Here is a 21,737-nt window from a genome sequence, read left to right as displayed (position 1 = left end):
GATCCTCGTAAGGTGAGCCATCAATATGACGCGGCTCGGCCTTCGCGTCCAGCGCCGGGACCTCCCTCCGCCTCACGCCTCATCAGCCGGCCGGCGCCCGAGGCGCCCCGCCTCCCAGCCGATGATCGCCTGCTTGCGCGTCAACCCCCAATGATAGCCGGTGAGCGCGCCGCTCGCCCCGAGCACGCGATGGCAGGGGACGACGAAGGAAACGGGATTGCGCCCGACGGATGCGCCGACCGCCCGCGCGGCGCCGGGCTTGCCGAGCCGCCGCGCGATCGCGCCGTAAGTCGTCGCCCGGCCCATGTCGATGTCGAGCAGCGCCTCCCAGACCGAAACGTCGAATTCCGACCCGATCAGCACGAGGCGCAAGGGCCGGTCCGGCCGCCATTCCGCCGGATCGAAGGCGCGCCGCGCGAAATCTGCGGTCGCCGCGTCGTCGAGCGAAAATCGCGCCTTCGGCCAGCGGCGGCGAAGATCGTCGAAAGCCTCCGCGCGCGCGCCATCGACGAAGCCGAGCCCGGCGAGGCCGCGCTCTGTCGCGACCAAAATCGCCTCGCCGAAAGGCGAAGGGTGGAAGCCGTAGCGCATCTCCAGCCCCTCGCCGCCGCGCTTATATTCGCCCGGCGTCAGCGCCTCATGAGTCACGAAGAGATCATGCAGGCGCGAGGGGCCGGAAAGACCGAGCGAGAGTGAGGCGTCGAGCAGGCTCGTCTCGCCGCCGAGCAGCGCGCGCGCATGGCGCAGCGTCAGCGCCTCGAGGAAGGCCTTGGGCGAGAGTCCCGCCCAGCGCCGGAACAAGGCGCGCAAATGCGCTTCGGAAAGGCTCGCCGCTCCCGCCATTTCCTCGACCGAGGGCTGCCGGCGCCAATTCTCGCCGATGAAGCGGATCGTCTCCGCGACCTTGGCGTAATCCTCCTGCGGCCGCGTCTCGGCGAGAGGAGGGATCGTGTCGGAGCGCAGGGTCATGCGGCGCATCATGGCGCGCGCGGCCGGGCGCCGCCACCCGAAAACGCGTCAGGAATAGACCGGTCCGCGCTTGGCCGTCGCCAACGCGCGGGAAAGCTCCTCGGCGAGCGCGGCCTTCTGCTCCGGCGCGAGAAAGCCGCCGATCTCGACGCGCTCGCCGCGCGAGACGAGCAGCACGCGCTGCATGCCGAACTCCTCGTCCTCCTCCGTCTCGAGCCGCAGCCAGTAAGTGTCGAAACGCCGCTCCCGCCGCAGGCCATAGGCGCTCTTCTTCACGATGACGAGCTCGAAGGGGGTAAGGCTGAGGCTCTCGAACGCCCGGGCGGAACGAAAGCTGACGCGCAGCGCGACATAGAGCGCCAGCACATCGAGCCCCATGAAGCCGACCACCGGCCAGGCGCCGAGAATATAGAAGGGAACCGACAGCACGCATGTTCCCGCGCCGAACAGCAGGATGAACACATGCGCCTGCCGCAGCGTCATCGAGCGATGCGGGATCAGCCGCGTCTGATAAATGGCTTCCGCAGAAGGAGCGCTCGCCGTCACGCCGCCGCCTTTCGTTCTCCAGAACGCCGAGTTATAACGCCTTTATGCCGAACGAAAAGAGCTCGCTCGCCAAGGCGCGGCGCCCTGCATCGCCGCGCAGCCGCGAGGCTGCGCGCATCGATGAGATTTTCGCGCGCCTCGAGGCGGCCGATCCGCACCCCAAAGGCGAGCTCGAGCATGTGAATATCTTCACTCTGCTCGTCGCCGTGGTGCTCTCCGCCCAGGCCACCGACGTCGGCGTCAACAAGGCGACGCGCGCTCTTTTCGCGATCGCCGACACGCCGCAGAAAATGCTCGCGCTCGGCGTCGAAGGGCTCCGCGGCTATATCAAGACGATCGGCCTCTATCCGACCAAGGCGAAGAATGTCATCGCCCTCTGCGCGCAGCTCATCGAGAAGCACGGCGGCGAGGTGCCGTGCGATCGCGAGGCTTTGCAGGCGCTGCCGGGCGTCGGCCGCAAGACCGCCAATGTCGTGCTCAACATCGCCTTTCATGTGCCGGTGATCGCGGTGGACACGCATATTTTCCGCGTCTCCAACCGGTTGCCGCTCACCAAGGGCAAGACCGTCGAGCAGGTGGAGGCAGGCCTCGAGAAAATCGTGCCCGAGCGCTTCAAGCTGCATGCGCATCACTGGCTGATCCTGCACGGCCGTTACGTGTGCAAGGCGCGCAAGCCGGAATGCGAGCGCTGCATCATCGCCGATCTCTGCCGCTTCGAGGGCAAGACGATCTGAGAGGGCAAGACGATCTGACGGCCGCAGCGGTCGAAAGCCGCGCGCTAACGATTCTTTCCGCGCCGGAATGTGCGCCAGCGCACGAACGCCGCCCCACTCTCCCGCTAAACCGAAGCCATAGGCCGGCCGCGTGGAGGGAGGGGTCATGGGTTTCGAATTCTCCGCCCCTCGCGCGCGCCGCGCAGCCGCCACGAATCAGAAACCATTCATTAACGCAGCCCATAAAAAAGGCGGCTCGCGGCCGGTTTCGCAGGCGCCCGCGCCGGTCGGCAGTACGCGTATTATTTTCAGACAATTAGAGCGAAGCCCGACGCCTGCCGAGCACAATCTCCGCGCTTGTCGCGCCGCGCGCGCCGACTTATACGAACGTCTCCGCTTTCGCGCGGCCAGGCGCAGTTTCCGGCGTTTCGCCGTCAAATCACGGCTCCATGCCCACTCTCTATCATCACCCGCTCTGCCCCCATTCCCGATTCGTGCGGCTGATTCTCGCCGAATACGGGATCGAGACGACGCTGGTCGAGGAGCGGGCGGCCGAGCGGCGGCGGGAATTTCTGACCCTCGATCCGGCCGGCAAGACGCCAGTGCTGGTCGACGACGACGGGACCGTGGTTCCGGGCGCGAGCGTCATCGTCGAATATCTCGAGGATTGCCTGCCGCCGGACTTCCGCGGCCTGCGGCTGATGCCGGCTGGCCTGCACGAGCGCATAGAGACGCGCCGGCTGATCGAATGGTTCAATGTCAAATTCTTCGAAGAGGTGACGAATTATCTGGTCACCGAGAAAGTCTACAAGCGCTTTCTCGCGGCCGAGATCGGCGGCGGCGCGCCGGACATGGATCTGCTGCGGGTCGCGCGCGCCAATCTGCGTCCCCATATCCGCTATATCGGCTATCTGACCGAGGCGCGGCGCTGGCTGGCCGGCGAATCCCTCACCTATGCGGATTTCGCCGCTGCGGCTCATCTCTCCTGCGTCGACTATCTGGGCGACGTGCCATGGGACGAAGACGAGACGGTCAAGCACTGGTATCAGCGGATCAAGTCGCGTCCGGCCTTCCGTCCCCTGCTGGCCGATCGCACGCCGGGCATGACGCCGGGACCGGTCTACGCCGAGCTGGACTTCTGAGCCTCGAGCAGGCGCTGCGCCGCCGCGCTGCCGAGCTCGGCTTCGATCTCTGCGCCATCACGACAGCGCAGGCTCCCGCCGAGGCCGGCGAGCATCTCGCGCAATGGCTCGAATCCGGCGCCCATGGCGATATGGAGTGGATGGCGGAGACCGCCGACCGCCGCGCCGCGCCGAAGGCGCTGTGGCCGCAGGCGCGCTCCGTAATAATGCTCGGGGTCGATTATGGCGCTTCCGGCGATCCGCTGGCGACTCTGGAGACGCCCGATCGCGGCGCCGTCTCGCTCTACGCGCGCCGGCGCGATTATCACGAGGTCATAAAGGGAAGGCTGAAGCAGCTCGCCGGCTTTCTGCTGGCGCGGGCCGGCGGCGGCGAGGTCAAGGTCTTCGTCGACACGGCGCCGGTGATGGAAAAGCCCTTGGCGCAAGCGGCCGGGCTCGGCTGGCAGGGCAAGCACACCAATCTCGTCTCGCGGCGCTTCGGCTCCTGGCTGCTGCTCGGCGCGATTTTCACCGATCTTGCGCTCACGCCCGATACGCCGGAGGAGGACCATTGCGGCTCCTGCCGCGCCTGTCTCGACGCCTGCCCGACCAAGGCCTTTCCGGCGCCCTATCGGCTCGACGCGCGGCGCTGCGTCGCCTACCTCACCATAGAGCACAAGGGCCAGATTCCGCGCGAGTTCCGCGCGGCCATCGGCAACCGGATCTTCGGCTGCGACGATTGTCTCGCCGTCTGCCCCTGGAACAAATTCGCGCGCGCCACGCGGGACGCCAAGCTCGCCCTGCGCGAGGAGCTCTCCGCGCTTCCCCTCGCCGATCTCGCCGCGCTGGACGACGCCGGCTTTCGTGCGCTCTTCGCCGGAACGCCGGTCAAGCGGCTCGGCCATGCGCGCTTTCGGCGCAATGTCGCCATAGCGATCGGCAATTCCAAGAACCGCGAGCTCGCCGCCGCGGTCGAGCCGCTGCTCTCCGATTCGTCGCCGCTCGCGCGCGGCGCGTCCGTATGGGCGCTGGCGCGGCTGCTTCCGCCGGGAGATTTTTCCGCGCTCGCCGGGAAGGCTCTCGCTGAGGAAGAAGACGTAGCCGTGCGCGAGGAGTGGGCAAAAGAGACACACCCAGCGAAAAAGTGACGTCGCGACACAGATTGCCGCGGCGCAATGCCGGCGCATCCATGGATTCGCCGGAGCACAAACAGTAGAGTTCTCCGCGCCGCCCTCGGGCGCGCGCCTCACGCCGAACGCCGCCGCCATGCCCAATGTTTCGCGACGCACAATAGATGATCCAGCCGCCGAGGCGGCGCGCCTTTTGGCGCGTCTCAGCATCATGCTGCTGTTCATCATCTCGCAGCTGGCGCCGATCCTGACGCGGCAGACCATCTATATTCTGCTGCCCGTCGGCGCCGCGCTGCTGCTGCTCTCGGCCAGCCTCACGCCGGAGACGCGACGCTTGCGCGAGATCGCCGTGCTGGCGCTGACGCCGACCGCCCTCGCCGCTTTCTTCTTCGTCGGCTGGACGGGATTGTCGCTCGCCTGGACGCCCTTCGGCGCCGGCCCGGCCGAGCGCTACGCCAAGAGCGCCGCGACCTTGGCGCTGGTCGCCGCCGCCTGCGCGCTGCTGCCGGCGCGCACCAAGACGTCCAACCTCAATCTGCTGCCGATCGGCACCGGCGCCGCAGCCGCTGCCCTCGCCGCCGTCGCCCTGCTCTCGGCGAGCGGCGGCGATCAGCCGGTCGATCTCGACAGCAATGCTCTGCAACGCGCCGGCCTCGGCCTGGCGCTGGCGATCTGGCCGGCGCTCGGCGCGCTGGCGCTGCGCGGACGCTGGGTGTCGGCCGCCCTTTTCGCTCTCGTCAGCGTCGCCGCCTGCCTGCTGGCGCGCGCCCCCAATGCGCTGCCCGCGCTAATGGCCGGCGCGCTGGCGCTGGCGCTGTCCTTCGGCAAGGCGCGACGCGCCGGCTCGCTACTCGCGATCCTCTCGGCGGCGCTGATCCTGCTGGCGCCGCTGGCCCCGATCCTCGTGCATTTCGTCGCGCCCGAGCGTCTGCCGGCTTTCGCCGCCCCGCTGGAGACATGGGGCCGAATCATCGCCAATGATGGGCCGCGGCTCTTCATCGGCCATGGCTTCGGCGCGGCGGTGTTCGGCGTCGCCGGCCATTATCTCTACCCGGACACGCCGCGCAGCCTGCTGTTTCAGGTTTGGTTCGATCTCGGCATTCTCGGCGCGCTCGGCCTCGCCGCCGTCGTCGCCCGCGCCTTTTATGTCATCGGACGGACGCGGCCGGTGCTCGCGCCCTTCCTGCTCGGCGGCTTGGCGACGGGTCTGACGATCTGCGTGCTGGGCCCGGCGGCCGAGCAGCTCTGGTGGCTGACGCTCGCCGGCCTCAACGCCATTGCCTACGCTCTGGTGCTGAAGGGGCAGTTCCGCACGCGCCGCCCGCGCCTCGAGCCCAATGGCGGAATGGGGCGCCTCGTCGTCCGCTGAAGTTCGTCTCGACTGTTATTGCGGGCAGGCGATTCCGCGGGCGACGCTGACCTGACCATCCGAGCCTTCGACGCGGGTGACGGCGAGCACGCAATCCTCGTCATCGGCGCCATAGGCGCGACCGATCAGTATCGCCGGACCATCGCCGAAGGGACGCAGCGCCGTCACGCTGTCCCCGAGCGTCGTTTTCGTAACCGAAGATGGCGCGGTCAGAGCCTCGAAGCGCGCGCCGAGCGACGGCGTGGCGGCGACAGACGCGCCAAAGCTGGCCGCGACCGTCACGGCGAGAAGGATTCGCGAATTTTTCGATAGGCCCATGATTCGACGCTCCCGGCGAAGGGCCGACTGAAGCGAGGAATTCTCCCCGAAGCGTCGGCCGCGCCTCTCATGGGCTGTAACGCGGCGACGTCGGTCATGGTTGCAGGGACCGTAGAAACCGAAAAGGCGAGGCCGAAGCCTCGCCTTTCGCCTCACTCGCAGACGCGGGTGGGTCGATAGCCGACGACGACGCCATATTCGTCGAACACCGGGCGACGCTCGCGCCAGCAGCGATAGGGCGGCGGCGCTTCATAGACGGGCGCCGGATAATAGGCCGGCGCGCCATAATAAGGCGGGGGCGGCGGAACCGGACGCGCGGCGCCGCCGGCGAGCGCGCCCAGCGCGAAGCCGCCGATGCCCGCGGCGATGGCCGCACCCGGATCGCCCGCAGCGGCCGGCGCGGCCGTCACGATCGGCGCGACGCCGAGGCCGAGCGCGACGAGAGCGCCCGCGATTTTTCGTGCCGAAATCTCCCTCATGACTCTCTCCATCACCCTCCGGGGCGGCGCTCGGACGGCCTGTCCCCAAGTTGCGCCGCCAGCCGCGCGCCGAGCGCGTCGATGAAAGCCAGAAAACGTAAATGAACGGCGAAAACGTGGCCGTCACGCTCGCGCTTTTTCAAATTTCGGCGAGTGATGCGTTCACGCCACAGCGTCGCGGCGCGGCTGCTCCGGAATGGGAAAGCGCAGCACGATTCGCGTGCCCTTGCGGCGGATGGCCGGGCTCTGCGCGACGATAGAGCCGCCCATCGCCTCGACGAGGCCGCGGCAGATGGAGAGGCCGAGGCCGGTGCCGGCCTTGCGGCCGTCGACGCGCCCGCCGCGGTAGAATTTCTCGAAAATGCGGTCGAGGTCGGCCGGCTTCACGCCCGGCCCTTCGTCGGTCACAGTGAGCAGCAGCTCGGAGCCGTCGCGGCGGGCGTAGACCGAAGCCTGGCCGCCACCGTATTTATGCGCATTGTCCAGTAGGTTGAACACGATCTGCCCCAACAGGCCGGCGTCGCCGCGAATCGCCGGCAGATCGGGCGCGAGGCTCGCCGAGACCTTCAGCTGCGGAAACTCCTTGCGGCTGCGCTCCATAGCGGCCCGCACGGCGTCGCCGACATCGACGAGCTCGCGGCGCGGCGCCAGCGCGCCCGATTCGATGCGCGACATATCGAGCAGATTGACGACAAAGCGCGACAGACGCGCCGCCTCCTCCTCTATGGACACGAGCAGATCCAGCCGATCCGTATCGGCGAGCCGATCGCCGAGCTGGCGCAGGCTGGTGACGGCGCCGGTGATGGAGGCGAGCGGCGTGCGCAGATCATGCGAGAGCGAGGCGAGCAGCGTGGTGCGCAAGCGCTCATTCTCCTCGAGCGCGGCGGCGCGCACGGACTCGCCGACGAGCAGCGCGCGATCGACGGCGATGGCGGTCTGCTCGAGAATCGCCGTCAGCATTCGCTCATTCTGCGCCGAGGGCGTCTCTTGCGCATTCTTCGGCTCGAGGCCGATCACCGCCACGACGCCGCGCGTCGTCGCCAGCGGACGAAAGGCGAAACGTATGTTGGGCAGCGTGCCGCTGCGCAGTCCCGCCGGCTCGGCGCGCTCAAAGGCCCAGCGCGCGGCGCCCGCCTCCTTCGCGTCCAGCTGGTCGATCGGCGGCCAGGCGGCGGCGATCGTCAGCTCGCCGTCGTCCGGCGCCAGAAGCACCGCGCTCTTCGCGTCGAGCGCCTTTTGCGCATGCATGGCGGCGGCCCACATCACCTCGTCGAGCGAGGCCGCGCTCGACAATTTGCGCGAGAATTCGAATAGCGATTGCGCCGCCTCCGCCCGCGCGCGCATGGCCCGCGATTGCTCGCGCACGCGGCCGGCGAGCGTGCCCGTCACTATGGCGACGAAAGTGTAGACGAGCAGCGACAGAAACTCATGCGCTTGCGAGACGGTGAGCTCATAGCGCGGATCGACGAAAAAGAAATCGAAAGCGAAGAAGGAGAGAATGGAGGCCGCGACCGCCGACCACACGCCGGCGGCGAGCGCGCAGAACACGACGGAGGCGAGAAAGATCATCCCGAGATTGGGAAGATGCAGCCAGACGTCGAGCGGCCATGCGATGAGCGTGGCGCAAGCGACGGAGGCGAGCGTCGCGCCGACGCCGCGCCAGAGCTCGCCATTGGCGGAAAGCGCCTTGCGCGGCCGCGGCTCCTCCTCGGCCTTCGCGCGGCTCTCGGTGATGACCTGCACGGCGATATCGTCCGAGCGCCGCACGATCTCGTCGGTCAGAGATTTGCGCCACAGCCGCGCCAGCAGCCCGGCGCGCGAGCGGCCGACGACGATCTGCGTGATATTCTCGCGCCGCGCGAATCTCAGCGCCTCACCGGCAAGATCATGACCGGAGATGCGCTCGACCGTTCCGCCGAGACGCTCGGCGAGCCGCAATGCTTCGTCGACGCGCCGCGCGCGATCGGCGTCCTGCTCCTCTTCTCCCGCGCGCTCCAGATGCAGCGCGATCCAAGGCGCATTGAGCCCGGTCGCGAGGCGCGCGCCGGCGCGCACGACGAATTCCGACAGACGATCGGAGCCGACGCAGACGAGCAGCCGCTCCGACGTCGCCCATGGCCCTTCGATCGCGCTCTGCCGCAGATAATCGACCATCTGATCGTCGACGCGCTCCGCTGTGCGACGCAGCGCCAGTTCTCGCAACGCCGTGAGATTGCGCGGCGTGAAGAAATTCTGCACGGCGCGGCGCGCCATGTCGGGCACATAGACCTTGCCCTCTTTCAAACGCTGCAGCAGCTCGTCCGGCGTCACATCGACGAGTACGACATCGGCGGCGTCCTGCAGCACGCGATCTGGAACCGTCTCGCGCACGGCGACGCCGGCGATGCGCGAGACGACATCGGCGAGACTCTCGAGATGCTGAATATTGAGCGCGGTCCACACATCGACGCCGGTGTCGAGCAGTTCCTCGACATCCTGCCAGCGCTTCGGGTGGCGGCTGTCCGGCGCATTGGTGTGCGCGAGCTCATCGACGACGATGAGCGCGGGATGACGCGCGAGCGCGGCGTCGACGTCGAACTCCTCGAGCGTGCGGCCGCGATACTCGATCTTGCGGCGCGGCAGAATCTCGAGGCCTTCCGTCAGAGCCTCGGTCTCGCAGCGCCCATGCGTCTCGACGAGGCCGATGACGACATCGACGCCATCGGTCTTCAACGCGCGAGCGCGGGCGAGCATTGCGTAGGTCTTGCCGACGCCCGGCGCCGCGCCGAGAAACACGCGCAGCTTGCCGCGCTTCTCGCGATCGGCGAGCGCGAGCAACGCGTCCGGATCCGGCCGACGTTCGAATTCGCTTCCCGTCTCCGCCATTTTCCTTAAGCTCTCTCGCACGCTGCGTCCTCACAAAATGCGGGAGGCGCGGCGCGCACGCAAGCGCGGACACGGCGAAATTTCGCGCTCACGCCCGATCTTTACGAAGCCCTTATGCGCCTCCCGCAAATCGCGAATGGCTTCCTTACGGCGAGGAGACGCATCGTGCCGCCGTCCGAGCTTGCAAAGGAGACGAGGCATGTTTCAGATCATCAGCGCGGCGATCGCCGGCTCTGCGCTCACTGTCGCCTATGCCGCGGCCTGGCGCATTTATCGAAGCGCATGGGAGCGCAAGGCGACGCCCGCGCTCGTCCGAAGCCCCGCGACCCGTGCAGGGGCGCTCATCCTGCTGCTGCGCCGCCGCCGTCTGATGAAGGCCCGCCACGCCGGCCCGCGCGGCAGAGATCTCGCAAAGGCATAATATCGCAGAGCGCAGGCGGCGCGATGCGCCGCCCTCTTCCGTCCGGAGGCGCGAGGCCCTATTGAAGGGCCGACGTCAATTATCCGGATCACAGGATGAATGTTCTCCTCATCGGCTCCGGCGGCCGCGAGCATGCGATCGCCCGGGCGTTCTCGAAAAGCGCGCTTCTCTCCCGACTCTACGCCGCGCCGGGCAATCCGGGCCTCGCAGAGATAGCGGAGCTCGCGCCTCTCGATGTTTCGGATCACGCCGCCGTCGCGGCCTTCTGCGCGCAAAAGAGCATAGAGCTCGTCGTCGTCGGGCCGGAGCAGCCGCTCGTCGAAGGACTCGCCGATTTCTTGCGCGCGAAGGGCGTCGCCGTTTTCGGCCCGTCCAAGGCCGCGGCGCAGCTCGAAGGCTCGAAGGGATTCGTCAAGGATCTCTGCCGCGCCAACGCCATTCCCACCGCGGACTATCAGCGCTTCGACGATGAGGAGAAAGCGCTCGCCTATTTGCGCGCGAAGGGCGCACCGATCGTGGTGAAGGCCGACGGCCTCGCCGCCGGCAAGGGCGTCGTCGTCGCCGAGACTCTCGAAGAGGCGGAGACGGCGGTCACGGCCATGTTCTCCGGCGCCTTCGGCAAATCGGGCGCGGAAGTCGTCATAGAGGAGAAGCTCGAAGGCGAGGAGGCCTCCTTCTTCGTGATCTGCGACGGAGAGCGAGCGCTGCCTTTCACATCCGCGCAGGATCATAAGCGCGTCGGCGACGGCGACACGGGGCCGAACACGGGCGGAATGGGCGCCTATTCGCCGGCGCCCGCCTTCACGCCGCAGATAGAGGCGCGCGTGATGCGCGAGATCGTCGCGCCGACGCTGCGCGCGATGCGCGAGATGGGCGCGCCGTTTCAAGGCGTGCTTTTCGTCGGGCTGATGCTGACGAAGGATGGACCGAAGCTCATCGAGTTCAATGTGCGCTTCGGCGATCCAGAGACGCAAGTGATGCTGCCGCGCCTCGAGGATGATCTGCTCGCGCTGATGCGCGCCGCCGCCATAGGCGCGCTGCCGGAGAAGCCGCTGCGCTTCTCGCAGCAGACCGCGCTCACCGTGGTGCTGGCGGCGAAAGGCTATCCAGGAACGCCGCTGACGGGCACGGCGATAAAAGGCCTCGCGCGCGCCGGCGAGATCGACGGCGTCATCGTCACCCATGCGGGCACGCGGCGCGAGAGCGACGCGCTCGTCGCCGCCGGCGGACGCGTGCTCAATGTCACGGCGCTCGGCGACACGGCGAGGGCGGCGCAGGCGCTCGCCTATCGCGGCGTCGACGCGATCGACTGGCCCGAGGGATTTTGTCGCCGCGACATAGGCTGGCGCGCGATCGAGCGCGAAACATAAAGCGCAAGACTATTTGCGAGGAGGCCGCATGGACAAGATCGCGCCCAATCTCACCGGCGTGCCGGAAACCATGTTGTGGACGCTGCACAATCGCGCCGGCGAGGCGTTGCGGCCAAACGGACTGCTGCATGATCCTCGGCTCGTCGAAATTTATCGCGCGCTCGACTATGACTATGAGGCGAGCTTCGGCAAGGCGCAGCCCTCGCACGCCAATCGCGCCGTCGTCTTCGACAATGCGCTGCGCGCCTTTTTGGCGGCGCATCCCGATGGCGTGATCGTCAATCTCGGCGAAGGCTTGGAGACCCACAGATTCCGCGTGGCCGATGCGGGCGAGGCGCTGTGGATCACCGTCGATCTGCCGGAGTCGATCGCCATACGCGAGCGCTTCATAAAGCCCGACGCGCGCCATCGCCACGTGGCGCTGAGCGCGCTCGACCGCCGCTGGTTCGACGAGGTTCCGCAAGGACGCCCCGTCTTCATCACGGCGCAAGGGCTGTTCATGTATCTTCCGCCGGAGGAAACCGCATCGCTGCTGCGCGACATGGCGCAGCGCTTTCCGAAAGCCGGCCTCTTGTTCGACCATGTGCCACGCTGGCTCTCGAGAGAAACGCTGAAGGGCCGCAAGCTCACGCCGAATTTCACCATCCCGCCCATGCCCTGGGGCGTCGACCGCAGCGAGATCGCGCCGACATTGCGAAGCTGGGCGGCGATCGAGACGGTGGATCATTTCGACTATCGATTCTATCGCGGATGGCGCGCGCTGCTGTTCGGAGGGCTTTTGCGCCTTGCCTTTTTTCGCGAGCGCATGCCCGCGATCACGCGCGTGACCTTCGCCTGACAAGCTGGCGGGGCGGACGAAGGCTTGACAGTCGTGAGCCGCTGCCGATTATGCCGCAATGATGAAGCAAAGGCGGCGATTCAGCGACCGACGGCTCCCGATTCTCGGGCGCATCGCGGCCCTATTGGCCGTGCTGCTCGCTCTCGTGATGAGCGCCGCGCCGGGCGTCGCCCAACGCGCAGCGCATGCCGACGAGGCGTCGCTCACCGCCGCGACGCAGGAAATCTGCGAGCTCTCTCATCACGCTTCCGACCACGGCGAGGCGCACGCCGGCGCGAGCTGCTGCTGCCTGCAAATCACGGCGCGGCGCGACGCGACAGGCTTCGTCGCAATTCTGCTCGGATTCGTGCAATTCCCCGCTCCCGACGCGCCGTCCTTCGCGGCGCGCTCCGACACGTCTCATCGCGCCGGCGTCGCTCTGCCGACGACGCCCTGGCTCTCGCGCGCGCCGCCTTTCTTCTCCTGATCGGTCCGATGCGGCTTTGCCGCCCCGCCCTTTAGACCCGCGCGCGCTCATCGCCGCGCCAGGAGACAAATCGTCATGACCAGAACCATTCTCTCGCGCGGCGTTTCCGCCGGCGCGCTCCTCATCGCGTCTCTTTCCTCCGCAATGGCGCAGGAGGCGCTGCCCTCCATCGACGTCGCTGGCGAGGGCGCCCCGCGCGACGCGGGACAAAAAGCCGCCGCGCCGGGATTTTCTCCCGAGAAAAAGGCGCTGCCCGTCTATCGCGATCCGACCGGCCAGACTTTCACCACGGTGAAGCGCGAGGATTTCAAGACCTCGCCGCTCGTCACCATCGGCGATCTCGTCGAATACAGCCCCGGCGTCTCCTTCAAGCAGGGCAATGGCCCGCGCGACATGACGCTCTCCATCCGCGGCTCAGGCGCGCGCATCGGCGGCGCCATGCGCAATATCGTGCTGCTCGAGGACGGCTTCACCATGACGCAGCCGGACGGATTCTCGCGCACCGATTCCACCGATCCGCACGCCTATGCGGGCGTCGACGTCTATCGCGGCCCCTCCTCCGCTCTGTTCGGCAATTGGGCGAATGGCGGCGCCATCAACTTCCGCACCCGCACCGGCGCGGAGATCGACGGCGTGGAGACCGGCCATGAGGCCGGCAGCTTCGGCTATCTCACCAATTACACCGCCATCGGCAAGAAATACGGCAATTTCGACATCGCCCTCTTCGCCAGCGACGCACGCGGCGAAGGCTCGACGACGCATACGGAATTCAACACGCAGACGGTGAATCTGAAGGCGAGCTACGAGGCGACGCCGACCGATCGCTTCACCTTCAAATGGGTCCATAATCAGCTCTACGGCAATGTGCCGGCGCGCATGTCGCTCAACCAATTCTATTTCAATCCCTATCAGCGCGGCTGTTATGGGCTGCCGACGCCCTCCACCGCGGTCAGCCGCAGCCTCTGCGGACAGACGGCCGTTTTCCTCAACGGAACCAATGGCGCGACGGCGCAGGTCTCCGCGCAGCAATCAGGCTGGCATCGCAACGACCGGCGCGACATGCTGGGCCTGCGCTGGGAGCACGACATTGACGCGCAGACGGTGCTGCGCACGCAGTTCATCTATGACGACAAGGATTTCTACCAGCCGATCGACACGCCGGTCACTTATGGCGACGCGCCCTCGATCAACATATCGACCGATCTCACCCATCACGGCGCGCTGCAAGGCCAGCAGCTCACGAGCAATTTCGGCGTCTGGTACAATCGCGCGCGCTTCACCACCTACTCGCAAAATCTGCTCGGCTGGGGCAATGGCGATCTCGGGCCATTGCTCACCAATAAGCAGGAGATCATGCATTCCAATCTCGGCGGCCGTTTCCGCGAGGAGCTCGAGCTCGCGCCGGATGTGACGGGCGTCATCGCCCTGGCGACCGAGATGAGCAAGGTCGCGGCGCTGTCCTCTTCCGTCTCCTATCCCTCTGGCGCGCTGACCACCGTGCCGGCCAATCGCACCTATTGGAATTTCGCGCCGGAAGCCTCGGTGACCTGGCGGCCCGATCGCGAGTGGAAATTCTACGCGCGCGCCTCGAGCGGCTATGGAACGCCGCAATATGGCTTCCTCTTCGTCAATCAGCAGGGGCTCGACGGCAATAACACCGACCTCAAATCGCAGCGCAACTCCGGCTTCGACGCCGGCTTCGACTGGACGCCCACGGAGACCCTCAAAGTCACGCTCAACGGCTTCTACGAATGGTATCAGAACGAGATGCTGACGCAGTCGCCGGGCAATGGCCTCAAGAACTACACCTATAATGCGCCGGGCTCGGCCCATCGCGGCGCGGAGTTCCTGCTCGACTGGCGGCCTTTCGACGGATGGCGGCTGCTCGCCAATTACTCCTACAATAATCAGATCTTCACGAGCTTCACCGAGCAGCGCGGGCCGAGCTCTTACTTCAACCGCGCCGGCTATAAAATCCCCGGCGTCGCTCCGCATGAGCTGACGACGCGCATCGGCTACGATATTCCGCAGGGAGATTTCAAAGGCGTCGGCGCCTATTTGGAATATGTGCTGAAGAGCTCCTATTTCATCGACAATGGCAATCAGCTCACCATACCGGGCTATGGCCTCGTCAATCTCAACCTGCATTATGATCGCGACGTGTCGATCGGCTTTCTGAAGAACATCTCCGCCTTCGTCGAAGTGCGCAATGTGTTCGACCGGACCTATGTCGCATCGGCGACGGTGATCTCCAACTCGCTCACTTCGGGATTTCAAAATCCCGGCTTCGTGCTCGCGCAAAATTCGACCGGCTCCATCTATGCGGGCCAGCCGCGCGCGATACAGGGCGGCGTGAAGTTCAAGTTCTGAAAGAGCGGCGGCGGGAGAGGCGCGACCGCGCCACTCCCCTGCCCGCTCATCAGCCGCTGGGCGCGCGGCCGGCGGCGAAGATCATGCAGGTCGTCGTCGCATGGGCGAGCAGACGTTCGCGCGCGTCATAGAGCCGCGCCTCCGCCGTGGCGATGCTGCGGCCTTGGTGCAGCACCTTTCCCTCGGCGCGAATCTCGGCGTCGGCGGAGACCGCGCGGGTGAAATTCACCTTCAGCTCGAGCGTCGTGTAGAGCTGGCCCGGCGGCAGCGTCGTATGGACGGCGCAGCTCATCGTGGAATCGAGCAGCGCCGAGATATAGCCTCCATGAACCGTTCCGAGCGGATTATAATGTCGCTCGTCCGGCGTCGCCGCGAAGACGACGCGCCCACTCTCGATCTCGACGGGACGAAAGGCGAAAAGGAGCATGATCGGCGGCACGGGCAAGGAACCTTCGCCCATGGCTCTCACGACTTCCAATCCGCTCATCGATCGCAGGCGCTCCAGCGGCAAGGCTCCCGCGACATGGGTCTGCGTTTCGTCGGACATGAGGCGATCTCCTCTGGCCTTTCGAAACTGAGGCATATATTTAGTTTCGTCAAGAAACTAAATAAACGGCGAAGCGATGAGAAACAATCAATTCCCCTCCCAGACCTGCTCAGTGGCGCGCGCGCTGGAGATCGTCGGCGAATGGTGGACGCTGCTGATCATTCGTGAGGCGTTTTTCGGCGCGCGCCGATTCGGCGAGTTCGAGCGCAATCTCGGCGTCGCCAAGAATGTGCTGAGCGAGCGGCTGTCGAAGCTGGTCGCCTGCGGCGTGATGGAGCGCATCGACGTGCCGGGACGCGGCAATCCACGCGACTATCGCCTCACCGAGAAGGGTCGCGATCTGTTCCCGGTTCTGGTGGCGCTGATGCAATGGGGCGACCGCTGGGCGGCGGCGGCGGGACCGCCGCTGCGCCTGCTGGACCCGGCGACCGGCGCGGAGATCGCCTCGCTGCGCGTGACCGGCTCGAGCGGCGCCGCGCTGGAGCCGCAGGAGCTGCTGATCGCCCCCGGCCCCGGCGCGGATGAGAAGGTGCGCCGCCGTTTTCCGCCGGCTTCGGAAATACTCCCGAGATGACGCGCGCCGCCGCGCCCGCTATTCTCGCTGCGGCGCAACGAACGCCCCCATTCGAGCGGCGGAGCCGGCTCGAACGGGGGTTGAACCTGCCGCCGGTTTCGTGTGAATGCTCTCTCGTCTCTTCTGGATCGCCGGCTCGATGACGCGCAGCTTTTTCATTGTCGCGCCCGGCGTCGCCGGAACATCTCGCGGAACGGAGGCGCGCGGCGCGTCCATCCTCGCAGAATCGCGCCTTTCAGGCTCGAGCGCGAAGCTCTCGCCGTCGTTTTTCCGCAATGCGGCGTTCGAATGTCGCTTCTGACATGAGCTTGAGAGCGGACCCGGCCGAACGTCTGACAACGCCGCCCGCGAGCGAGGCGCCTGCGAAGCGCCGGCTCGCGCCCATCATCCTGTCCGCGCTCATTCATATTCTGGTCCTGGCGGCATTTCTGCTCGAGCAATTGCTGCTGTCGAGCGAGAGCCCGACCACAGAGCAGGAAATTCCGCTGGAGGTCGTCGCCGAGGCGCCGCAGCCTCCGCCGCCGCAGGAGCCGCCGCCGCCGGAGCCCGAGAAGGAGGAGCCGAAGCCGGAGGAGAAGCAAAAGCAGAAGCCGCCGCCGCCGCAAAAGCTCGTCGATGACGAGAAGCCGGCCTTCGACGCGCCGCGCGCGCCGAACCAGGAGAAGGCCGATCGCGACGCGCCGGATCAGGAGACCAAATCCGCCCGCCGCGAGCCGCCGAACGAGCAGCACGCCGCCAAGCCCGCGCAGGAAAAATCCGCCGATCCGCAAAAGCAGCAGGCGGCCAAAGCCGAGCCCGCGCCGGCCGCCCCCAAGGCGGAGGAGGACAAGGCCGACGCCGAGATCGTCGAGCAGGCGGAGCCGCAAAAGGAAGCGCGGGTCGACGACAAGCAGGGCGAGGTCGAGATCAAGGCCTCGCCGGAGCCCAAGCCCAAATCCATCGCCGATCAGCTCGCTTCGCTGGAGCCGCTGCCGGACTTCAAGCTCTCTGGCTCCTCCAAGCCGGCGCCGGTCAGCGGCGGCACGGCGAAGACCACCTATCTCTCCGTGCTCTTCGGCCTCATCATGCGGCATATGAATGTGCCGCCGTCCCTGCGCAACAAGACGACGCCCAATCACGGCGTCGTCGTGTTCTTCATCGACGAGGGCGGGCATGTGACGCATCAGGCGGTCTATCGCTCGAGCGGCTTCGCCGAGCTCGACAACGCCGCTCTCGCCGCCGTGCGCCGCGCCGCGCCTTTCCCTGCGCCGCCCTACGGCCATCCGCGCGGCATTCAATTCCACTTCGATCCGAAATGAGGGCGTTTTGAGCGTGATGTCGGCGCCCGCGCGTGATGCGGCAGTAGAGGGCGCGCTGCTGCGCGTGACGGGACTTTCCAAATCCTATCTCGGGCCGCAGGGTCCTCTGCCCGTGCTGCGCGGCGTCGATCTTACGCTCAGCGCCGGCGAGAGCCTCGCGCTGATGGGCGAGTCCGGCAGCGGCAAGAGCACGCTGCTGCATCTTATCGCCGGGCTCGACCATGCCGATGGCGGCGCCATTCACATCGACGATGTGGAAGTGACGAAGCTCGACGACGAAGGCCGCGCGGCGCTGCGCCGCAAGACGCTCGGCGTCGTGTTTCAGCAGTTCAATCTCGTGCCGAGCCTCACTGTCGGCGACAATCTCTCGCTGCAGGCGCGGCTCGCCGGGCGTTACGATCGCGATTGGCGCGACGCGCTCGCGGAGCGTCTCGGCCTCTCCGCTCTGCTCGATCGCTATCCCGAGCAATTGTCGGGCGGACAGCAGCAGCGCGTCGCCGTCGGCCGCGCGCTGGCGCCGCGCCCGCGCCTCTTGCTCGCCGACGAGCCGACCGGCAATCTGGATGAAGCCACAGGCGACGCCGTGCTCAATCTTCTGCTCGAGCTCTCCGCCACGGCGGGCGCGGCGGTGCTGATGGTCACGCATAGCGCGCGGCTCGCTGCGCGGCTCGACCGTCGCGCCACTCTGGCCGGCGGAAGGCTGGCGCCGTGAAGCAATTCTTCTATACGCTCACCACGCTCACCAGCCATTGGCGGCGACGTCCCGGCCAATTCGCCGCGCTCTTCGTCGGCCTCGCCGTGGCGACGGCGCTGTGGAGCGGCGTCGCGGCGCTGAACGATCAAGCGCGCCGCAGCTATGATCGCGCGGCCGGCGCGCTCGGCCTCGGCGGCTCGCCGAGCCTCGTTGCGGCGAGCGGCGGATTTTTCGCGCAGGACGCTTTCATCGCTCTGCGGCGCGCGGGCTGGAAGGTCTCGCCGATTCTCGAGGGGACGATCCGCCTCGGCGACAAATCCTATCGCCTGCTGGGCGTGGAGCCGCTGACGCTGCCCAAAATCTCCAGCAATAAAATGCCGGAGGGCGACGATCTGAATGATTTCCTCGGCCCGCCCGGCCGCGCGCTGATCGCGCCGCAGACATTGCGCGCGCTCGGCCTCACGGAAGGCGCGACGCCGACGATCAGTGAAGCGGATCGCCTGCCGCCGCTCGCCATCGCCAGAGATCTCGCGCCGGGGATGGTCGTCGTCGACATCGGCGCCGCGCAGAGGCTGCTGCATCGGCCGGGGCGCCTGTCGCGCCTGCTGCTCGCCGAGGAACCTACTGCGGACGCGCCCACGCTCGAATCCGTCATCGGCGAAACGCTGCGCCGCGTGGAGGCAGATGAGGCGCCGGAGCTCGCCAAGCTCACCGAGAGCTTTCATCTCAACCTCACCGCCTTCGGCCTTTTGGCCTATGTGGTGGGCCTGTTCATCGCACATGCGTCTTTCGGCCTCGCCTTCGAGCAGCGCCTGCCGATCATCCGCACGCTGCGCGCCATCGGCGCCTCCTTGCGTGCGCTCTCATTGGCGCTGGTCGCGGAGCTGACGCTGCTCGCCCTGCTCGCCGGCGCTGCGGGAATGGCCGGCGGCTATCTCATCGCCGCCGCGCTGCTGCCCAACATGGCCGCCAGCCTCGAGGGACTCTATGGCGCCGAGCTCGACGGCGCGCTCGGCCTCGCGCCTTCCTGGTGGCTATCCGGCATCGGCATGGCGCTGATCGGCGCCGCGATCGCCGCGGCGAGCGGGCTGGTCAAGACTCTGCGCCTGCCCGTGCTCGCCATCGCGCAGCCTTTCGCCTGGCGCGAGGCGCAGCGACATTGGCTCTACCGCCAGGCCGCGCTCGCAGTACTCGCTCTCATGGGCGCGGCGGCGGCGCTGCTCTTCGGCGAGGGGATGGAGGCGGGCTTCGCCTCCATGGCCGGGCTGTTGCTCGGCGCCGCGCTCGCATTGCCGCTGCCGCTCGCCGCAATGCTGCGGCTCGGCGAAAGACGCGCGCGCGGACCGCTCGCCAAATGGTTCTTCGCCGATGCGCTGCAGCAGCTTCCCGGCCTCTCGCTGGCGCTGATGGCGCTGCTGCTCGCCCTCTCCACCAATATAGGCGTCGGCTCCATGGTGGAGGGCTTTCGCCGGACATTCACGCAATGGCTCGACGAGCGCCTCGTCGCGGAAATCTATTTCGAGGCCGCGAGCGATAAAGACGCGCGGCGCATAGCGACATGGCTCTCCCATCGCGAGGATGTCGCCGCCGTTCTGCCGCTGTGCAAGGCGAAAACGGCCATCCGCTCCACGCCCGGAAGTTCTTGGCCCGTCGAGATCGTCGGCGCGCCGCCGCATGAGACCTTCAGCGCGCATTTTCCGTTGCTCGAAGCGCACGCCGACGCGTGGAACAGCATCGCACGCGGCGATTCCGCGCTCATCAGCGAGCAGCTCGCGCGGCGTCTTCGCCTCGCGCTCGGCTCGACCTTGGAGATACCGACGCCGACCGGCGATTGGCGCGTCGAGATCGTCGGAATCTATCCCGATTACGGCGCCGCCAAAGGCCAGCTCCGCGTCGATCACGACGCGCTCTCGTCGCGCTGGCCGGACGCGCGCCGGCTCGACTATATGCTACGCGCGCGCTCGGAGACTGCGCCGGAGATCATGCTCGCGCTGCAAGCGGAATTTGGCGCGGGCGTCGCGCGCATCATCGATCAGGCGGCGCTGAAGCAGCGTTCGACGGACATATTCGAGCGCACATTCGCCGTCACCGCCGCGCTCGACGCGCTGACGCTCGTCGTCTCGGCGATCGCACTTTTCGCCAGCCTCACCACGCTCGCCGCCGCGCGCGTCCCGCAGCTCGCGCCGCTGTGGGCGGCGGGCGTCTCGCGGCGCAGCCTCGCTCTGCTGGAACTCGCGCGCGTCACGCTGTTTGCGGCCGCGACGGCGCTCGTCTCCGTGCCGCTCGGCCTCGCTCTCGCTTATGATCTCGTCGCCATCGTCAATGTGCGCGCTTTCGGCTGGCGCCTGCCCTTTCATATTTTTCCGTCGCAATGGCTCGAGGTCTTCGCGCTGGCGCTGCTCACTGCCGCGCTAGCCGCGCTCTTGCCCATTCGCCGTCTCGCGCGCATCGCGCCGGCGTCCCTGCTCGCGGTCTTCGCCAATGAACGCTGAAGCGCTGCGCGCCCTTCTCCTCGCTCTGGCGCTTCTTTCCGCCGCGTCGGCGCGCGCCGCCGGATTCGCCGGTCTCGGCGACGAGGCGCAGGGCTTCGCCGAGCCGCAGCCGGGCCAAGCGCTCGTCTTTCCGCGCGATCATGGCGCGCATCCCGAGTTTCGCATCGAATGGTGGTATCTCACCGCCAATCTGACGGACGAGACCGGCAAAGCCTATGGCGCGCAATGGACCTTGTTCCGCCACGCGCGCGCCCCGCATGACGGCGAAGGCTGGGACAGTCCGCAAGCTTTCGTCGCGCATGCCGCCGTCACGACGGATACGCTGCATCTCTTCGCCGAAACACGCGCGCGCGGCGGCGTCGGACAGGCGGGCGTCACAGCGGCGCCCTTCCGCGCCTTTATCGACAATTGGTCCTTTTCCGCGACGGAGCCCAATCTCTCCGGCGGAACCATCTCCGCAATCGCGCCGCGCTTTCGCTACACGCTCGCGCTCACCGCCGAAAAGCCGCTCGCTCTGCATGGCGAAGCAGGCTTCAGCCGTAAATCGGAGAGCGGACAGGCTTCATATTATTACAGCCAACCCTTCTTCACCGTCGAAGGCGCGCTCGCCATAGACGGCGCCGAGCGCAAGGTGAAGGGCCGCGCCTGGATGGATCACGAATGGAGCAGCAGGCCGCTGGCGGCGGATCAGAAAGGCTGGGACTGGTTCTCGCTGCATCTCGACGGCGGCGGCGAGCTGATGCTCTTCCGCCTGCGCAGCGACAAGACGCTTCCCTTTCTCTCGGGAAGCTTCATCACGGCCGATGGCGCGACGCGCATGCTCACGCGCGACGATATTTTCCTCGAGCCGCTGGAGCAGGGCCTCGTCGCCGGTCGCCTGCTGCCCCTGCGCTGGCGCGTGCGCGTGGCGAGCCTGCATCTCGACATAGAGACGAAGCCCCTCAATTCGCAGAGCTTCATGGGCGTCGGCATCGGCTATTTCGAAGGGCCGATCTCCTTCGCCGGCGCGCAGAGCGGCGTCGGCTATCTCGAGATGACGGGATACTGACGGTTCGGTCTCGCTTCGCCGCCGAAGCTTGATCCGAATGTCATCGGCGCTATCCATACTGGGATGCTTTCTTCTGACGCAAGGCTTGCGCTGGACCCGTTCCGGCGAC

General features: G+C 67.1%; 20 protein-coding genes. 14 read left to right on the top strand and 6 right to left on the bottom strand.

Annotated elements, in window-relative coordinates; all coding sequences use genetic code 11:
* Nucleotides 1–72: 72 nt before the first annotated feature.
* A complete protein-coding gene (locus tag METLW3_RS0103440) occupies nt 73–969 on the bottom strand; it encodes a bifunctional helix-turn-helix domain-containing protein/methylated-DNA--[protein]-cysteine S-methyltransferase (protein WP_024878604.1) in 897 nt (298 codons plus the stop codon).
* A gap of 48 nt (nt 970–1,017) precedes the next feature.
* Nucleotides 1,018–1,515: a DUF2244 domain-containing protein gene (locus METLW3_RS0103435; RefSeq protein WP_024878603.1), complete on the bottom strand. Its 498-nt coding sequence runs from the start codon at nt 1,513–1,515 to the stop codon at nt 1,018–1,020.
* A 44-nt stretch (nt 1,516–1,559) separates the two neighbouring features.
* Between METLW3_RS0103435 and nth the strand changes: the two genes are divergently transcribed.
* From nth to METLW3_RS0103410, 4 genes are all read left to right on the top strand, one after another.
* Nucleotides 1,560–2,249, top strand: coding sequence for an endonuclease III (nth, locus tag METLW3_RS0103430; protein WP_024878602.1), 690 nt, complete (start codon nt 1,560–1,562; stop codon nt 2,247–2,249).
* Between the two features lie 428 nt (nt 2,250–2,677).
* Nucleotides 2,678–3,370: a glutathione S-transferase family protein gene (locus METLW3_RS0103425; RefSeq protein ID WP_024878601.1), complete on the top strand. Its 693-nt coding sequence runs from the start codon at nt 2,678–2,680 to the stop codon at nt 3,368–3,370.
* Nucleotides 3,268–4,497: a tRNA epoxyqueuosine(34) reductase QueG gene (gene queG / locus METLW3_RS0103415; RefSeq protein WP_245267431.1), complete on the top strand. Its 1,230-nt coding sequence runs from the start codon at nt 3,268–3,270 to the stop codon at nt 4,495–4,497. The genes METLW3_RS0103425 and queG overlap by 103 nt, the downstream gene beginning before the upstream one ends.
* 118 nt (nt 4,498–4,615) lie before the next feature.
* On the top strand, nt 4,616–5,848 hold the full coding sequence (locus tag METLW3_RS0103410; RefSeq protein ID WP_024878599.1) for a hypothetical protein: 1,233 nt from the start codon (nt 4,616–4,618) through the stop codon (nt 5,846–5,848).
* A 15-nt stretch (nt 5,849–5,863) separates the two neighbouring features.
* Here the strand turns inward: METLW3_RS0103410 and METLW3_RS0103405 are convergent, their stop codons facing one another.
* From METLW3_RS0103405 to METLW3_RS0103395, 3 genes are all read right to left on the bottom strand, one after another.
* Nucleotides 5,864–6,166, bottom strand: a complete 303-nt coding sequence (locus METLW3_RS0103405; protein WP_024878598.1) for a hypothetical protein — start codon at nt 6,164–6,166, stop codon at nt 5,864–5,866.
* 152 nt (nt 6,167–6,318) lie between these two features.
* Nucleotides 6,319–6,645: a hypothetical protein gene (locus tag METLW3_RS0103400; protein WP_024878597.1), complete on the bottom strand. Its 327-nt coding sequence runs from the start codon at nt 6,643–6,645 to the stop codon at nt 6,319–6,321.
* A gap of 162 nt (nt 6,646–6,807) precedes the next feature.
* Nucleotides 6,808–9,510 carry a sensor histidine kinase KdpD gene (locus tag METLW3_RS0103395; RefSeq protein WP_024878596.1) on the bottom strand — a complete coding sequence of 901 codons (2,703 nt, stop codon included), beginning with the start codon at nt 9,508–9,510 and terminating at the stop codon, nt 6,808–6,810.
* Between the two features lie 199 nt (nt 9,511–9,709).
* Between METLW3_RS0103395 and METLW3_RS0103390 the strand changes: the two genes are divergently transcribed.
* The 5 genes from METLW3_RS0103390 (at nt 9,710) to METLW3_RS0103370 (ending at nt 14,975) form a co-directional block, all read left to right on the top strand.
* Complete coding sequence (locus METLW3_RS0103390; RefSeq protein ID WP_024878595.1) at nt 9,710–9,931, top strand: hypothetical protein; 222 nt, start codon at nt 9,710–9,712, stop codon at nt 9,929–9,931.
* 95 nt (nt 9,932–10,026) lie between these two features.
* On the top strand, nt 10,027–11,301 hold the full coding sequence (gene purD / locus METLW3_RS0103385; protein WP_024878594.1) for a phosphoribosylamine--glycine ligase: 1,275 nt from the start codon (nt 10,027–10,029) through the stop codon (nt 11,299–11,301).
* Nucleotides 11,302–11,329: 28 nt separating this feature from the next.
* Nucleotides 11,330–12,139, top strand: coding sequence for a class I SAM-dependent methyltransferase (locus METLW3_RS0103380; RefSeq protein WP_024878593.1), 810 nt, complete (start codon nt 11,330–11,332; stop codon nt 12,137–12,139).
* A gap of 58 nt (nt 12,140–12,197) precedes the next feature.
* Nucleotides 12,198–12,605, top strand: coding sequence for a hypothetical protein (locus METLW3_RS0103375; RefSeq protein ID WP_024878592.1), 408 nt, complete (start codon nt 12,198–12,200; stop codon nt 12,603–12,605).
* A 75-nt stretch (nt 12,606–12,680) separates the two neighbouring features.
* Nucleotides 12,681–14,975, top strand: coding sequence for a TonB-dependent receptor (locus METLW3_RS0103370; RefSeq protein ID WP_024878591.1), 2,295 nt, complete (start codon nt 12,681–12,683; stop codon nt 14,973–14,975).
* Nucleotides 14,976–15,024: 49 nt separating this feature from the next.
* On the opposite strand, the gene METLW3_RS0103365 is transcribed toward METLW3_RS0103370, so the two are convergent.
* Nucleotides 15,025–15,522, bottom strand: a complete 498-nt coding sequence (locus tag METLW3_RS0103365; protein ID WP_024878590.1) for a PaaI family thioesterase — start codon at nt 15,520–15,522, stop codon at nt 15,025–15,027.
* 76 nt (nt 15,523–15,598) lie between these two features.
* Between METLW3_RS0103365 and METLW3_RS0103360 the strand changes: the two genes are divergently transcribed.
* From METLW3_RS0103360 to METLW3_RS0103335, 5 genes are all read left to right on the top strand, one after another.
* A complete protein-coding gene (locus tag METLW3_RS0103360) occupies nt 15,599–16,096 on the top strand; it encodes a helix-turn-helix domain-containing protein (protein WP_024878589.1) in 498 nt (165 codons plus the stop codon).
* Nucleotides 16,097–16,398: 302 nt separating this feature from the next.
* On the top strand, nt 16,399–17,394 hold the full coding sequence (locus tag METLW3_RS0103350) for a TonB family protein (RefSeq protein WP_024878587.1): 996 nt from the start codon (nt 16,399–16,401) through the stop codon (nt 17,392–17,394).
* Nucleotides 17,395–17,410: 16 nt separating this feature from the next.
* Nucleotides 17,411–18,106: an ABC transporter ATP-binding protein gene (locus tag METLW3_RS0103345; RefSeq protein WP_198022786.1), complete on the top strand. Its 696-nt coding sequence runs from the start codon at nt 17,411–17,413 to the stop codon at nt 18,104–18,106.
* A complete protein-coding gene (locus METLW3_RS0103340; RefSeq protein WP_024878585.1) occupies nt 18,103–20,580 on the top strand; it encodes an ABC transporter permease in 2,478 nt (825 codons plus the stop codon). The genes METLW3_RS0103345 and METLW3_RS0103340 overlap by 4 nt, the downstream gene beginning before the upstream one ends.
* Complete coding sequence (locus METLW3_RS0103335) at nt 20,570–21,628, top strand: lipocalin-like domain-containing protein (protein WP_024878584.1); 1,059 nt, start codon at nt 20,570–20,572, stop codon at nt 21,626–21,628. The genes METLW3_RS0103340 and METLW3_RS0103335 overlap by 11 nt, the downstream gene beginning before the upstream one ends.
* The last annotated feature ends 109 nt before the right edge of the window (nt 21,629–21,737 follow it).

This window comes from Methylosinus sp. LW3, from assembly GCF_000527115.1.
GTDB lineage: Bacteria > Pseudomonadota > Alphaproteobacteria > Rhizobiales > Beijerinckiaceae > Methylosinus.
This window is presented reverse-complemented; position numbering and strand designations above follow the sequence as displayed.